11 protein-coding genes are annotated in these 15,061 nt (G+C 70.0%); 7 read left to right on the top strand and 4 right to left on the bottom strand.

What is annotated here, in order from left to right:
• Window positions 1-124 precede the first annotated feature (124 nt).
• Window positions 125-1,558 carry a gamma-aminobutyraldehyde dehydrogenase gene (locus H181DRAFT_RS15480; protein WP_045865010.1) on the bottom strand — a complete coding sequence of 478 codons (1,434 nt, stop codon included), beginning with the start codon at window positions 1,556-1,558 and terminating at the stop codon, window positions 125-127.
• A gap of 171 nt (window positions 1,559-1,729) precedes the next feature.
• Between H181DRAFT_RS15480 and H181DRAFT_RS15475 the strand changes: the two genes are divergently transcribed.
• Both H181DRAFT_RS15475 and H181DRAFT_RS15470 read left to right on the top strand, forming a co-directional pair.
• A complete protein-coding gene (locus H181DRAFT_RS15475) occupies window positions 1,730-2,218 on the top strand; it encodes an Lrp/AsnC family transcriptional regulator (protein WP_045865009.1) in 489 nt (162 codons plus the stop codon).
• Complete coding sequence (locus H181DRAFT_RS15470) at window positions 2,203-3,582, top strand: aspartate aminotransferase family protein (protein ID WP_074467881.1); 1,380 nt, start codon at window positions 2,203-2,205, stop codon at window positions 3,580-3,582. The genes H181DRAFT_RS15475 and H181DRAFT_RS15470 overlap by 16 nt, the downstream gene beginning before the upstream one ends.
• A 57-nt stretch (window positions 3,583-3,639) precedes the next feature.
• Here H181DRAFT_RS15470 and H181DRAFT_RS15465 read toward each other — a convergent pair whose 3' ends face one another.
• On the bottom strand, window positions 3,640-4,998 hold the full coding sequence (locus H181DRAFT_RS15465; protein ID WP_254666851.1) for a PucR family transcriptional regulator: 1,359 nt from the start codon (window positions 4,996-4,998) through the stop codon (window positions 3,640-3,642).
• A 405-nt stretch (window positions 4,999-5,403) separates the two neighbouring features.
• On the opposite strand from H181DRAFT_RS15465, the gene H181DRAFT_RS15460 reads away from it, so the two are divergent.
• The 5 genes from H181DRAFT_RS15460 (at window position 5,404) to H181DRAFT_RS15440 (ending at window position 12,314) form a co-directional block, all read left to right on the top strand.
• Window positions 5,404-6,930, top strand: coding sequence for a sodium:solute symporter family protein (locus H181DRAFT_RS15460; protein WP_045865006.1), 1,527 nt, complete (start codon window positions 5,404-5,406; stop codon window positions 6,928-6,930).
• Between the two features lie 155 nt (window positions 6,931-7,085).
• Complete coding sequence (locus H181DRAFT_RS15455; RefSeq protein WP_045865005.1) at window positions 7,086-8,738, top strand: thiamine pyrophosphate-binding protein; 1,653 nt, start codon at window positions 7,086-7,088, stop codon at window positions 8,736-8,738.
• Window positions 8,739-8,959: 221 nt separating this feature from the next.
• Window positions 8,960-9,826, top strand: coding sequence for an ABC transporter ATP-binding protein (locus H181DRAFT_RS15450; RefSeq protein ID WP_074467891.1), 867 nt, complete (start codon window positions 8,960-8,962; stop codon window positions 9,824-9,826).
• Window positions 9,808-11,088 (top strand): hypothetical protein, encoded by a 1,281-nt coding sequence (locus tag H181DRAFT_RS15445; RefSeq protein WP_074467880.1) that lies wholly within the window; start codon window positions 9,808-9,810, stop codon window positions 11,086-11,088. Before H181DRAFT_RS15450 ends, H181DRAFT_RS15445 begins: the two co-directional genes overlap by 19 nt.
• Before the next feature lie 116 nt (window positions 11,089-11,204).
• Window positions 11,205-12,314, top strand: a complete 1,110-nt coding sequence (locus H181DRAFT_RS15440; RefSeq protein ID WP_254666850.1) for an LOG family protein — start codon at window positions 11,205-11,207, stop codon at window positions 12,312-12,314.
• Window positions 12,315-12,352: 38 nt separating this feature from the next.
• On the opposite strand, the gene H181DRAFT_RS15435 is transcribed toward H181DRAFT_RS15440, so the two are convergent.
• Together H181DRAFT_RS15435 and H181DRAFT_RS15430 are read right to left on the bottom strand one after the other, a co-directional pair.
• Complete coding sequence (locus H181DRAFT_RS15435; RefSeq protein WP_045865003.1) at window positions 12,353-13,381, bottom strand: ABC transporter ATP-binding protein; 1,029 nt, start codon at window positions 13,379-13,381, stop codon at window positions 12,353-12,355.
• Entirely contained in the window at window positions 13,381-15,006 is a 1,626-nt protein-coding gene (locus H181DRAFT_RS15430; protein ID WP_045865002.1) for an ABC transporter permease, read from the bottom strand. Before H181DRAFT_RS15430 ends, H181DRAFT_RS15435 begins: the two co-directional genes overlap by 1 nt.
• Window positions 15,007-15,061 lie beyond the last annotated feature (55 nt).

The raw sequence follows: 15,061 nt of genomic DNA, 5'->3' as shown, positions 1-15,061 counted from the left end.
GAGCGCCCTGCGCCCCTACCCCTTGAACGCGCGCGTGGGCCCCGGAACGCGGTCGCGTCCCGGGGCCCACGGGGCTTCGGCGTCACGGACGGGGCTGTCCCGCCCGCTGCCACGGAAGCAGCGGTCAGAGGGCCGTCATCACGTGCTTGACGCGCGTGTAGTCCTCCAGCCCGTACATGGAGAGGTCCTTGCCGTACCCGGACTTCTTGAAGCCGCCGTGCGGCATCTCCGCGACGAGCGGGATGTGGGTGTTGATCCACACGCAGCCGAAGTCGAGCGACTTCGAAAGCCGCATCGCGCGCCCGTGGTTGGTCGTCCAGACCGACGAGGCCAGCGCGTACTCGACGCCGTTGGCCCAGGTCACTGCCTGGTCCTCGTCGGTGAACTTCTGCACCGTGATGACCGGGCCGAAGACCTCGTTCTGGATGATCTCGTCGTCCTGGCGGAGTCCGGAGACGACTGTCGGCGCGTAGAAGTACCCCTTGTCGCCGACGCGTTCGCCGCCCGACTCGACCTTGGCGTGGGCGGGGAGCCGGTCGATGAAGCCGGTCACCTTCGCCAGGTGGTCCGGGTTGTTCAGCGGCCCGTAGAAGCAGTCCTCGTCGCTGAGGTCGCCGGTCTTGACGTCGGCGGCGGCCTTGGCGAGCGCCGAGACGAACTGCTCGTACACGCCCTCCTGTACGAGGACGCGCGTCGCGGCGGTGCAGTCCTGCCCGGCGTTGAAGAAGCCGCCGTCCCTGATGCCTTCGACGGCGCTCGCGATGTCGGCGTCGTCGAAGACGATGCAGGGCGCCTTGCCGCCCAGCTCCAGGTGAACCCGCTTGAGGTCCTTGGCGGAGCTGCCCGCCACCTCCATGCCGGCCCGCACCGAACCGGTGATCGAGGCCATGGCGGGTGTGCCGTGCTCGACCATCAGACGCCCGGTGTCGCGGTCGCCGCAGATGACGTTGAAGACGCCCTTGGGCAGTACCTCGCCCATCACCTCGGCCATGAAGACCGTCGAGGCGGGCGTCGTGTCCGACGGCTTGAGCACGACGGTGTTGCCCGCCGCCAGCGCCGGCGCGAACTTCCAGACCGCCATCATGGCCGGGTAGTTCCACGGCGCGACCTGGGCGCAGACGCCGACCGGCTCGCGGCGCACGAAGGACGTGAGCCCCTCCATGTACTCGCCCGCGGACTTGCCCTCCAGCATCCGCGCCGCCCCTGCGAAGAAGCGGATCTGGTCGAGCATCATCGGCAGTTCCTCCTGCCGGGTCAGCTCCAGCGGCTTTCCGCAGTTCTCGCACTCCGCGGCCAGCAGTTCGTCGGCGCGCGCCTCGAGTGCGTCCGCAATCTTGAGGATCGCCTTCTGGCGCGTGGCCGGCGTCGCGTCGCGCCAGGCCGGAAACGCCTTCTCCGCGGCGGCCATTGCGGCATCGACGTCAGCGGCCGCGGAAAGCGGGGCGGTGGCGTACACCTCGCCCGTGGCCGGGTTGACCACGTCCGTGGTCCGGCCGTCAGCGGCGTCCCGGAACTCCCCGTCGATGTAGTTGCGCAGCCGACGCAGCTCGGTGGTCACTTCGCACCCCTCCTGCTCCGTTGTCCATTGGGTGAGATGGCAAGCCTAACCAGCAGCACAACGCTTTCGATACACCACCACACCGGGTACGACGAATTCTGTTCTTGTGAGGCCCATTAGCTTCGGATTACATTGCTTAAGGGTTGCAAAGCGGAGGAGGTCTCATGCACAGTGTCGTGCGTGGCTCGAGACGCGAAGAAATCCAACGGCATCCGGTCGCTCGACGATGTCTCGCTGGCGATCATCGAACAGCTCCAGGAGGACGGGCGACGTCCGTACGCCGCGATCGGCAAGGCCGTCGGCCTGTCCGAGGCGGCCGTGCGGCAGCGGGTCCAGAAGCTCCAGGACCAGGGTGTCATGCAGATCGTCGCCGTGACGGATCCTCTCACCGTCGGCTTCCTGCGGCAGGCGATGGTCGGCATCAACATCGAAGGCGACCTCGAGTCCGTCGCCGACGCTCTCACCGAGATCGATGAGGTCGACTACGTCGTCATCACCGCCGGCTCGTTCGACCTGCTCGTCGAGATCGTCTGCCAGGACGACGAACACCTTCTCGAAATGATCACCAAGCGGATCCGCGCGCTGCCCGGCGTGCGCTCCACCGAGAGCTTCGTCTACCTCAAGCTGCGAAAGCAGACCTACACCTGGGGAACTCGATAACCGTGAGCAAGGATCTCTCCAAGACCGCAAACGACCACCTGTGGATGCACTTCACCCGCATGTCGTCGTACGAGAACGCTCCCGTCCCCACCATCGTCCGCGGCGAGGGCACCCACATCTACGACACGAACGGCAAGCGCTACCTCGACGGTCTCGCGGGTCTGTTCGTCGTCCAGGCCGGCCACGGCCGCACCGAACTCGCCGAGGCGGCCAACAAGCAGGCGCAGGACCTGGGTTTCTTCCCGATCTGGTCCTACGCCCACCCCAAGGCGGTCGAACTCGCCGAGCGTCTCGCGCACCACGCACCGGGCGATCTGAACAAGATCTTCTTCACCACGGGCGGCGGCGAGGCCGTGGAGACCGCCTGGAAGCTCGCCAAGCAGTTCCACAAGCTCAACGGCAACCCCGGCAAGTACAAGGTCATCTCCCGCAACGTCGCCTACCACGGCACCCCGCACGGAGCCCTTTCCATCACCGGACTCCCCGCGCTGAAGGCGCCGTTCGAGCCGCTCGTCCCCGGGTCCCACAAGGTGCCCAACACGAACATCTACCGCGCACCCCTGCACGGCGACGACCCCGAGGCGTTCGGCCGCTGGGCAGCGGACCAGATCGAGCAGCAGATCCTCTTCGAGGGTCCGGAGACCGTCGCCGCCGTCTTCCTCGAGCCGGTGCAGAACGCCGGCGGCTGCTTCCCGCCGCCGCCCGGGTACTTCCAGCGTGTGCGCGAGATCTGCGACCAGTACGACGTCCTGCTGGTCTCCGACGAGGTCATCTGCGCCTTCGGACGTCTCGGAACGCTGTTCGCGTGCGAGAAGTTCGGCTACGTGCCGGACATCATCACCTGCGCCAAGGGCATGACGTCCGGGTACTCACCGATCGGCGCGGCCGTCATCTCCGACCGCATCGCCGAGCCGTTCTGGCGGGGCGACAACACCTTCCTGCACGGCTACACATTCGGCGGCCACCCGGTCTCTGCCGCGGTGGCGCTGGCCAACCTCGACATCTTCGAACGGGAAGGCCTCAACCAGCACGTCCTCGACAACGAGGACGCGTTCAGGGCGACGCTGAGCAAGCTGCTGGACCTGCCGATCGTCGGCGACGTCCGCGGCAACGGCTTCTTCTACGGCATCGAACTGGTCAAGGACAAGGCGACCAAGGAGACGTTCACCGAGGAGGAGTCGGAGCGCGTGCTCTACGGCTTCCTCTCCAAGGCGCTCTTCGACGCGGGCCTCTACTGCCGCGCGGACGACCGCGGCGACCCGGTCGTGCAGCTCGCGCCGCCGCTCATCTCCGATCAGAAGACCTTCGACGAGGCCGAGCAGATCCTCCGGTCGGTACTGTCCGAGGCCTGGACGAAGCTCTGACGCTGCGGAGTGCGCCGCAGTTCGACGCGTCACCGGCGCCGTCGAACAGGGGTTGCGTCAACGCCACTTGAGGGCGAACCACAGCTCCATGCGGACGTCCTGCTCGCTCAGATCCTCACCGAGCAGCCGCCCGATCCGGGCCACGCGCTGCCGCACCGTGTTGCGGTGCACCTCCAGCGCCACCGCCGTACGGTCCCAGCTGCCGTTCAGCGAGAGCCACATGCGCAGCGTGTCCTCCAGTTCCGGATGCCCGTCGAGCGGTGCGAGCCGGGTACGGGACAGTGCTCTGCCGTCCTCCGGCGCGACGAGCGAGACGACGTCAGCGCCGGCCCCGTCGCGCTCCCGTACGACGGGACGCCGCTCTGCGAGCGCCCTTCGCAGCGCTCGCGCCGCACCTGCGTCTCCGCGGTCCAGATCCCCGGCGGCCACGGGGGCGCTGACGCCCAGCGCCCATCCCTGCTGAGCACGCACCTCGTCCCGCACACGCTCCTCGCTCAGAGGCAGGAGCGCGCGCAGTTCATCGCCCGACAGATCGACGAGCGTGGTGCCGAGTGCTTCCGCGAGGGAGGCCGCCGCGAGCGGGTCGTCCGCACGTCCGCCGCGGCCGGCTCCCTCGCTCGGGCCCCGCGCCGCGCTGCCCCGCCGCCTCCCGTGCACCACCGCCCACTTCTCCTCCCCGTTCAGCAGCCGGGCCGCCTCCGGAGCGGGGACGCCCAGCATCAGCCGTACGAGAGCAGCAGCGCGCCGCTCCTCGGCGGCGGCCGCGCGCCGTTCGGTGAGCAACGAGAGCAGTACGACGGCGACCGCGGCGATGGAGCCGTCGACGGCGTCGCGGTGCGGCGCGCACACCCCGAGTGCGAGCGGTTTCCGTCCGCCGAGGCCGTAGACGCTCAGGTGCAGGTCTCCGGCCGAGGAGGCCACGGAGGAGGGTCCGGGGCGCAACCGTTCGGTCAGCGCCGCCAGTTCGGAACGCAGCTCCGCGTTCGGCGCGCTTCCCGCTCCCGCCAGCTCGCGGCCGCCGTGATCCAGGAGTACGGCCCACGCGTCGAGCCGCTGGGCGAGCTGACCGAGCACCGCGGGGACGGGGTTGGGCCCGGCAGCCGCGGCGGCCAGTGTCCGCTGCGCCTCGCTCAGCCTCCGCAGCGCCTGGTGACGCCGCTGCGTGACCGCCTGCCAGAGAGCGCGTGCGACCGCCGTGAACGGCGTGCCCTCGGGGACTTCGACCAGCGGCAGGCCCTGGCGGTCGCAGGCGCGTACGAGCGCGGCGGGAACCCGGTCGTGAACGGGCGCGATTCCGAACCCGAGGGCCGCCGCCCCGGCTTCGACGGAGCGGGTCACGTAGCGCTCCCAGTGCGACTCCGCTGATCGTTCCCCGTCGTGCTGTCCGTGCGGTGCCGGATCATCTGCGTGTGCCACGCCGGGGACTGAGGCACCGTCCGTCGAACTGTCCGGGGCAACAACCGGGCAGTGCACTCCCGCGCTCAACAACAGTTCCCCACCGAGCAGATAGGGCAGTGGGTCCGCCATCTCGCTGGTGTGCACCGCGTACACGGGTGTCGGGGGATCCTCCGGTCCCGCCACCTGCCGCAGACCGAGTTCCGCATCACCCGTCAGCACCGACAGCGGAACGGGCACGGTGGGCGGAATGAGTTCTTCCACAGCGAGCCCCCACGGGACGATTCACACACTCCAAAGCTTCGCAGTGGAGGAAACGTACACTTCACGGCCGCCTTGACGACACCTAGGCTCACCGCTCAAGCCGAGCGCCCCCGCCCCCTCTCCCTCCTCATCCCCTCCCCACCTCGACCCGAGGAGCACCGTATGGCCGTCGACTACGCAGTGATCGTCACGTACCTGGCCGGCATGCTCGCGGTCGGCTGGTGGGGGATGCGCCGCGCCAAGTCCAAGAGCGACTTCCTCGTCGCGGGACGCCGTCTCGGCCCCACCCTCTACTCCGGCACGATGGCGGCCATCGTGCTCGGCGGGGCCTCCACCATCGGCGGCGTCGGGCTGGGCTACGAGTACGGACTCTCCGGCGCCTGGCTCGTGTTCACGATCGGCTTCGGCCTGCTGGCTCTGAGCCTGTTCTTCTCCGCCCGCATATCCCGGCTGAGGGTCTACACGGTCGGGCAGATGCTCGACCTGCGCTACGGCGGATCGTCCTCGGTGATCTCCGGGCTGGTGATGTGGGCGTACACGCTCATGCTCGCGGTGACGTCGACCATCGCCTACGCGACGATCTTCGACGTCATCTTCGGCCTGGACAGGTGGCTGGCGATCATGCTGGGCGGCGGCATCGTCATCGCGTACTCGACGCTCGGCGGCATGTGGTCGATCACGCTCACGGACATGGTGCAGTTCGCCGTGAAGTCGGTCGGCGTGCTGCTACTGCTGCTGCCGGTCGCCGTCTACAAGGCCGGCGGTATCGACGGCATGCGCGAACGGCTGCCCGACGACTACTTCGCGCCCATGAACATCGGCGTCCAGACGGTATTCACCCACGTGCTCGTCTACTCGTTCGGCATGCTGATCGGACAGGACATCTGGCAGCGGGTCTTCACCGCGCGGAGCGACAAGGTCGCCCGCAACGGCGGGACCGTGGCCGGGGTCTACTGCCTCGTGTACGCGATCGCGGGTGCCGCTGTCGGCACGGCGGCCAAAGCGCTCTACCCGAACCTCGACAGCCCCGACGCGGCTTTCGCCACCATCGTCGGTGACGCCCTGCCGATCGGCGTGAAGGGCCTGGTCCTGGCCGCGGCACTGTCCGCGGTGATGTCGACCTCGTCCGGAGCACTGATCGCGTGCGCCACTGTCGCCAGCAACGACATCTGGACGCGCGTCCGCCGGACAGCTGCACGGACCGGTGCGACCGGGCGCCCGCCCGCCGACGGCGGAACGCACGTCACCGGCGCAGAGGCAAACGGCCACGCGCACGACGAAGTACGCGGCAACCGCGTCTTCATCCTCGTCATGGGCGCGGCAGTCGTCGTCATCTCGATCGCGCTGAACGACGTGGTCGAAGCGCTCACCGTCGCCTACAACCTGCTCGTGGGGGGCCTGCTGGTGCCGATCCTGGGCGGACTCGTCTGGAAGCGAGGCACCGCGACCGGTGCACTGTCCGCGACAGTCGTCGGCGGTGTGACTGTCGTCGCGGTGATGGCGTGGAAGGGGATCCTCGCCAACGAGCCGATCTACTATGGCCTGTTGGCTTCGCTGCTCACCCACGTCGTGGTGAGCCTGCTCAGCAGGCCCACGGGCCCGGAGGTGCTGGCCGCCTGGCGGACCCGGCTCGCGGGCGGTCAGGCCCCGGCCGGACCCGGCACTCCGAACGGGGCCGAAACCGGCTGACCCTGGAGTCCGGATCCGCGAGCACGCCCCCAGGACGCACTGCGCACGCCGCGGCAGCGCTCCGTCCGGTAAGGGGACGGGACGGGGACGAGCAAGCAGACCACTGTCCGCGGCACCGGCCGGCCGCAGGCCCGACGAAAGGCGCCATCCACAGCATGACCACAGCAGTCCGCAACGGAGGCGACCTCGTCGCCGAGTCCCTGTCCGCTCTCGGCGCGGGCACAGTCTTCGGACTGCCGGGGCAGCACGCGCTCAGTGTCTTCGACGCCGTCCGCCGCTCCCCCATGTCCTATGTGGGGCTGCGGATGGAGAACAACGCGGGCTTCGCCGCCGACGCCCACGCACGTCTGACCGGCGACCCGACTCCGCTGCTGGTCTCCACGGGTCCGGGAGCTCTGATGTCGCTCGCGGCGCTGCAGGAATCGGCCGCGGCCTCCGCACCCGTCGTCGGCATCAGCAGCCAGGTCCCCAGGGCCGGCCTCGGCGGCAGCCGCAAGGGCTACCTGCACGAACTCCGCGACCAGCAGGCGTCGTTCCGCGACGTGGTCAAATCCGTCCACCCCGTCCGCTCGGCCTCCCAGATCCCGTCGGCCCTGGCAGAGGCGTGGGCCAGTGCGCTGGAGGCGCCCCGCGGTCCGGTGTGGGTCGAGATCCCCCAGGACGTGCTGCTCTCACCGACCGATGTCCCGCCCCCCGCGTCCCTCGCCGTGAGCGGCGCGGGCGCCCCCCGGCCGCTGCCCGCACGCCCCGAGCTCATCGCGGCAGCAGCCGAGCTGCTGGACGCGTCCTCCCGTCCGGCGGTGCTCGCGGGCGGTGGTGTCGTACGGGCGGGAGCGCAGCCGCAGCTGCTCGCCCTCGCCGAACAGCTGGACGCACCCGTCGCCACCACCTTCGGCGGCAAGGGCGCCTTCCCCTGCGGCCACGAGCTGTCCCTGGGCTCGTGGCTGGAGGACCAGTACACGACCGACTTCCTCGCGGACGCCGATGTGCTGCTCGTCGTCGGCTCCGGACTGGGCGAACTCTCCTCCAACTACCACACCTTCGCCTCCCGCGGCCGCGTCATCCACATCGAGGCCGACCTGGGCAAACTGGAGGCCAACCATCCGGCGCTGGGCGTCCACGCAGACGCACGGCAGGCGCTCGAAGCGCTCGGCGCCGCCGTCTCGCCGCGGCCCCGGGGTGAGGCGGCAGCACGGGCCTCCGCCCTTCTTCAGCGCGTACGGGCCCGCATCTCAGAACAGGGCCTCGAACTCGAACAGGACGTCCTCGCATCCGTACGCGCGGCGCTCCCGGACAGCTCTCCGAGCTTCTGGGACATGACGATCCTCGCCTACTGGGCCTGGTCCGCCTTCGACCCCCGCTCCGGGGCCATGCACTCCGCTCAGGGCGCGGGCGGCCTCGGCTACAGCTTCCCCGCGGCGCTGGGCGCGGCTGCCGCGCACCCGGAGCGCACCACTCCGGTCCTCGCCGTGTCAGGCGACGGCGGTGCGATGTACTCCCTCGCCGAACTGGCCACTGCCCGCCAGTACGGTCTGCCGGTCACATGGCTGATCGTCGACGACGGCGGCTACGGCATCCTCCGCGAGTACATGACGGACGCCTTCGGCGAAGCAGTCGGCACAGACCTGGCGCGGCCCGACTTCGTTGCGCTGGCGGAGTCGTTCGGCGTTCCGGCAGTGCGCACCTCTCCCGAACGGCTCCGCGCGGACCTGTCGGAGGCCCTGTCCGCACCGGGACCGTCGGTCGTCGTACTCCCCGCCCTGCTCAGGATGTTCGCCCCCACCCATCTGCCCGCCGACCGACCCTGACAGCCCTGCCCGTACGTCCGGCGTCCGCCGTCCGGCCCCTGTCCGGACTACTGGTCCATCTGCGGGCCCGTTCGGTGGAATCTGCGCCGTGCCCGGCCGGATGGCGCCGTATGCGTGCCCGGCTCTCCTTACGGTGCCTGTGACCGACGTCCCGGGCCCTCGTTCACCCGTCCAGAGGACCCAGGGACCGGCAGGGACCAGCATGAGTGGAGGTGCCCTCGGTGGCAGCACCGCCGGACAACGACGTGCTCTGGGCACGCGGACTGCACTACTCGTACGGCGGGTCTCCCGCCCTCCAAGGCGTCTCGATCGGCGTTCAGGCGGGTGAGATCGTCTCCGTCACCGGACCGCGCGGCAGTGGCAAGTCGACACTGCTCAGCTGCCTGTCCGGTCAACTGACGCCCAACGCCGGGGAGATCTGGTTCAACAGCGTCCCGATGCACACACTCAGCCGTACCGCCCGTGAACGGCTGCGCCGGGACCGCTTCGGATGGGTCGGCAGCGAACCGCAGCTGATCCCGGAGCTGACCGCCTGGGAGAACGCCGCGATGCCACTGCTGCTGCTCGGCGCCGGCCACCGCGCAGCGCGCAAGGCGGCGATCGATTGGCTCGACAGGCTGGACGTCGGAGACTGCGCGCGAAAGCGTCCCTCCGCTCTGCTGCAGTCCGAGCGCCAGCACGTCGCCATCGCACGCGCGCTCGCTCCCGCACCGGCGATCGTCTTCGCCGACGAGCCCACGGCTCCGCTGCACCAAGTGGAACGCGCACAGGTGCTGCGCACCCTCACGACTGCCGCACGGTCGCACAACATCACTGTCGTGCTGACGACCCACGACCCGGCAGTGATGCTGCCCAAGGTCACCGCGGGCGACCCGTTCGCAGCGGACGCGGCAGGGCCCACACTCGTCGACCGCAACCTGACGCTGGTCGACGGACGGCTCAACGGTCTCGTCTCCTCCGGTCCTGGACGGGACGCGAGCGACGGAACGGACGGGGACGGCGGCACAGGCGGCGAGAAGGTGGCCGCGTCCGGCACCGACTCGGACGGCGAAGACTCCAAGGGTGCCGCGTGCTCGCTCTCCGTCTAGTCCGCGGGGGCTCTCCCCTCACGCTGCTGCGCCGTCTGCTCGTCGCCTGCGCGACGGCTGTCGTGACCTTCCTTCTGCTGGCCGCGCTGAGCTACGCCCTGGCCCACCCCCAGGACTCCGGCGCTTCCCTGGTACGGCTCGTCTGGTGCGCCGTGCCGCTCGCCGCGGCGGTGCAGTTCGCCGCGGCCGTTGCGCGTACGGAACCCGGTTCGCGGTCGCGGTCCGCCTTGGACGTCGCGGGAGTGGGACCCGCCCGTGTCCCCCTGCTCGCCGCGGCGTCGACCGCCCTGTCCGCGCTGCTGGGCAGTGGCATCGCGCTGGTCGTCTACCTGCATCTGCGGGGGCAGCTGGCCACCCTGCCGTTCGACGGTGCGGCTGTACGGCTCCTCGCAGCAGAACAGCCGCTGCCCGTGGCTGCGACTCTCGTACTGCTGGCTCTGCCGCCGGTGGCCGCCGGAGTGGGCGCTGCGCTGGCGACGCGTCCCCGAGTGGCACCGGCGGTCGCCGCAGCCACTGCGCCCGCCGGCACCGGAGGCGCGACGGTGTCCTCCGGGGTCATGGCGGCCGGAGGCGGCAGCGACGCGCTGGCACCGGCCGATGTGATCCCGCAGCGTGACGAACCGGCCTTCCGTACGACTCACGGCCCGCTGCCGGCAGCAGCGACGCTGCCGTGGGGCACGGCGCTGATCGCGGCGGGGCTGGCGATGGAGACCTACGCCAGCCGGTCCCCCAAGCCGCTGCCCCTGTCGAGCGTCCTCTCCAACAGTGTACCGGGTGTGCTGGGCGGCTGGTTGCTGACCGCTGTGGGGCTGATCCTCGCCGGGCCCGGCCTCACGCAGCTCTGCGGATGGCTCCTTTCGGTGGGCCGGCCAGGTGCCGTACGGCTGCTGTCAGGCCGTGTCCTGCAGCGCGAAGCGAGGCGGCTCGGCCGGCCCCTGGGCGTCCTGTGCGCTGTGGCCGCGGGTGCGCTGGCAGCGGGAGAACTGTACGCACGGGCCCCGGAGGACGGAGCGCGCCTCCTCGGCCCGCTCACCATTCTCGGTTCGGCGCTGGTGGTCTTCTGCGTGCTGGCCAGTGCGCTGACTGCCGCAGCCGAAACCCGCGCCTTCCGGTCCTCCGCCAACGCGGCCCTCGTCCGGCTCGGCGCGCCCCGTCGCGTACTGAGGGGAGCGGTCGCACTCCGCCTGTGCTTGCTGGCCGTCGTACTGGGCTCGCTCACCTACGCGGTCGCCCAACTCGCCGCGCTTCCTCTGACGTCGTGAGTGCCGCACAGTCGTGAGGACTGTGAAGCAGGACGGGACCGCCGGTGCGTACCGCGGTCCCGTTCCCATTCCGCCGTACTGATCCGCCTCGGATGCGGAGCGCCTACTCTGACGGGATGCTCGACCACGAGATAGAGAGCCTCGAAGAGTTCGACGACGTCGTCGAAGCCACCGGCTGCCTCAGCGGCTGGCGGGTGCAGTCAGTCGATCTGCGTGAACGTACGAAGGCGCTGCTCCACGCGGAGTCCGACGGTGCCGTCTTCCTCGGCTGCGCGATGTCCGCCGAAGCACTCGTCGGCGTGCAGGAGCGGGGAGGCCTCGTCTTTCCGCCCGTGCCTCAGTTGCCGTTCAACCCCTACCGGGGTCGGCTGTACTCCCCGGAGGAACTGTTCAGCGGGCTGGATGAGGGATATGAGCACACACCGGACGCCCGCTCGTACGCCTGGTTCCAGCGGACGAAGAACGACGGTGACGTCTTCTCCTCGATGCTCCGCGCCGTGCACGACGACGCGGTCTCCGACGCGCTGGACGAACACCTCGTGGGCGCACGGGTCGTCGGCGTCATGGGAGGCCACAAGCTGGCACGCGGCACCGACGCCTACGCGGGCGCAGCGCGCCTGGGCCGTGTCCTCGCGCGCGACGGCCTGACGGTCGCCACCGGCGGCGGCCCCGGCGCCATGGAGGCGGCGAACCTCGGCGCGTACGCAGCGGCCTTCGACGACGGCATGCTGGAGAAGTCGCTGGAGATGCTCTCGGCCGCGCCGTCCTTCGAGGAGTCCGTCGGCACATGGGCACGAGCGGCGTTCGCCGTGCGGGAAGGCTGGCCCGCGGGTGGCACATCGGTCGGCATCCCGACATGGTTCTACGGTCACGAACCGCCCAACGCGTTCGCCCAGCACATCGCGAAGTACTTCGTCAACGCGGTCCGTGAGGACGGGCTACTGGCACGGTCCAACGCGGGCGTGGTCTTCCTCCCGGGCGCGGCGGGCACCGTGCAGGAGATCTTCGACAACGCGACGCCCAACTACTACCAGTCGCGCGGTGCCCCGACGCCGATGGTTCTGGTGAACGAGGAGCACTGGGTCCGCACGCTGCCCTGCTGGCCGCTGCTGCAGTCGCTCGCGCACGGACGGCCGATGGCCTCGCGCATCGCCCTGGTCGACGACGTCGAGGACGTGCCGGCGGCGCTGGCCCGGCTGTCCGGCGGTTCCGCAGAGACGAGTTGACGCACGCGTACCCGGTTCCGGAGTTCCGGCGTTCCGGCTCAGGCGCTGATCCGGACGACTTCCTTTTCGTCGAAGGCGACGCCTATGGACGTCCCCGCCTCCGGTGCCTCCCTCAGCGCGCAGGACGCTTCGAGACGCGGGCCGTGGCGGGGCTGCAGCAGCAGCGTCACCGCTGCCGCATCGCCACCGCGGAAGGTTCGGGCTTCCACCGTGCAGGGCAGCCCGTCCTCCACGGAGGTCGTCCGCAGCCCTGTCGGCCGTACGAGCAGCTTGCACGGGCCCCCCGGGGTGCCTTCCGGCACAGGAATCTTTCCCCAGGGTGTCTCGGCTCTGTCCCCGTGCACCGTCGCGTCGACGATGTTGTCGAACCCGAGGAACCGGGCGACGAACTCCGAGGCAGGCTGCTGCCAGACCTCCAGGGGCGTTCCCGCCTGGGCGATGCACCCCTCGTTCATCACCACCACCCGGTCGGCCAGCACGAACGCCTCGCCCTGGTCGTGGGTGACTGCCAGAACCGTGCTGCCCAAGCGGTCGAAGAGCGCGCGCAGTTCGACGACCAGCCGTTCGCGCAGCACACGGTCGAGCTGGCCCAGCGGCTCGTCCAGCATCAGCAGATCAGGCTGGGGAGCCAGCGCGCGGGCGAGGGCGACGCGCTGCTGTTCACCACCGGACAGTGTGGCGACAGCGCGCTGTTGTGCACCGGGAAGTCCGACCATCTCCAGAAGTCCGGTGACGCGTTCCGCGGTCTCTGATCTTGCGGCGTGCCGCATCCGCAGACCGAACGCGACGTTGCCCTCTACGTCCCGCTGCGGGAACAGCTGATGGTCCTGGAACATCAGGCCGACCCCGCGCTTGTGCGGCGGAGATTGTGTCCGGTCCCGCCCCGCGAGCCATATCCGGCCCGTGTCGGGCTGCTGCAGGCCGGCCACGACGCGCAGCAGCGTGGACTTGCCGCTTCCGCTCGGTCCCAGCACGCACACCGTCTCGTGGTCGTCGACTTCCAGGTCCACGGCGTCCAGCGCTCGCACACCGCCGAAGCTGACGGTCACACCGTCCAGTCGCAGCATCAGAACTCTCCCGAACGGTCGGTGCGGATGCGCTCCAGCACCAGCAGGGTGCACATGCAGACCAGCATCAGAATGGTGCTCATGGCCATCGCCTGCCCGTAGTTGACCTCTCCCGCCCGGCCGAGGAAGCGGGCGACAGCGACCGGGAGCGTGGGGGCGTCCGGCCGGGCGATGAAGACCGTCGCGCCGAACTCGCCCAGCGAAACGGCGAAAGCGAAACCGGCAGCCACCAGTACGGCCCGTCGCACCAGGGGCAGATCGACCTCTCGCCACGCACGGAACGGTGAGGCTCCCAGTACGGCAGCTGCCTCACGCAGCCGCACGTCGACTGCTCGCAGCACCGGCAGCATCGTCCGCACGACGAAGGGGATCCCCACCAGGGACTGCGCCAGCGGAACGATGATCCAGGTCGCCCGCAGGTCCAGGGGCGGTTCGTCGAGAGCGATGAGGAAGCCGAATCCGACAGTGACAGCGGAGGTGCCCAGCGGCAGCATCAGCATGGAGTCGAATCCCCGCACCAGCCGCTCGGTGACTCGGCCTGCCCCGCGCACCGTCAGAGCGGCTGCCGCAAGACCGCCCACGGACAGGGCGATGAGGGTGGCGACAGCCGCATAGGCAAGAGAGTTGCCGATCGCGGCTGCGGGGGCGACCGTGAACGTGCCGCTGCCGGCTGCCGACCCGAGTGCGCGGAAATGCTGCAACCCGTAGCCGTGCGGGCCGTCGAGCGAACGCTCCACCAGGATGCCCAGGGGCACGAGAACCAGCAGCGCGACCACACCCAGCACCGCCACCAGCAGCGCCCACTGGCCGCCGCTCCGCGGACGTTGAGCAGTCTGCGCCGCGGGCACCATGCTCAGCGACGCGCGCCGCTTGCGTACGGTCCTTGCGTGAGCGGCGAGCAGCACGGACACGGCAGCGAACTGCACCAGTGTCAGCACCGCCGCGGTCGGCAGGTCCAGCAGAGCCGCTGTCTGCCTGTAGACCTCGACTTCCAGAGTCGCGAAGCGCGGCCCGCCCAGTACCTGGATCACGCCGAAGGAGGTGAAGGTGAAAAGGAAGACGATCAGTGCCGCCGCCGCGATCGACGGTGCCAGCGCTGGAAGGGTCACGCGCGCCCACGCGGCGAGGCGCCCCGCGCCCAGTACACGGGCAGCCTCTTCCTGCCGTGGATCAAGCTGCGACCACAGGCCGCCCACTGTCCGGACGACGACGGCATAGTTGATGAAGACGTGGGCCAGCAGGATCGCCCACACGCTGGTGTCCAGCCGGACGCCGAACCACTCGTCCAGTGCCCCACCACGCCCCAGAAGAGCGAGGAAAGCCGAACCGACCACCACTGTCGGCAGGACGAACGGAACCGTGACCACAGCGCGCAGCATTTGCTTGCCGGGAAAGTCGAACCGCGCGAAGACGTACGCCCCGGGCAGAGCGATGGCGAGCGTGCAGACAGTGGACGCAGCCGCCTGCCACACGGTGAACCACAGCACGTCCAGCACGTCGGGATCGGTCAGCACCTGTCTGACCCGGCCCAGATGCCACTGTCCGGACGTCCGCAGGCCCCGGCCGACGATCGCGGCCACGGGATAGGCGAACAGCACCCCGAAGAAGACGACCGGCACCACCATCAGACAGAGCGGCAGCGCCCTCCCCAGGCGACGCCGGGCTCTGTTGTCGGCCGCC

Origin of the sequence: Streptomyces sp. WMMB 714, assembly GCF_900090125.1 — a bacterium.
Taxonomy (GTDB): domain Bacteria; phylum Actinomycetota; class Actinomycetes; order Streptomycetales; family Streptomycetaceae; genus Streptomyces; species Streptomyces daqingensis.
This window is presented reverse-complemented; position numbering and strand designations above follow the sequence as displayed.

Coding starts and splice junctions, on each gene's coding strand:
- H181DRAFT_RS15435 (WP_045865003.1), bottom strand. CDS start 13,381: ATGCTGCGACTGGACGGTGTGACCGTCAGCTTCGGCGGTGTGCGAGCG.
- H181DRAFT_RS15455 (WP_045865005.1), top strand. CDS start 7,086: ATGACCACAGCAGTCCGCAACGGAGGCGACCTCGTCGCCGAGTCCCTG.
- H181DRAFT_RS15440 (WP_254666850.1), top strand. CDS start 11,205: ATGCTCGACCACGAGATAGAGAGCCTCGAAGAGTTCGACGACGTCGTC.
- H181DRAFT_RS15460 (WP_045865006.1), top strand. CDS start 5,404: ATGGCCGTCGACTACGCAGTGATCGTCACGTACCTGGCCGGCATGCTC.
- H181DRAFT_RS15430 (WP_045865002.1), bottom strand. CDS start 15,006: ATGGTGGTGCCGGTCGTCTTCTTCGGGGTGCTGTTCGCCTATCCCGTG.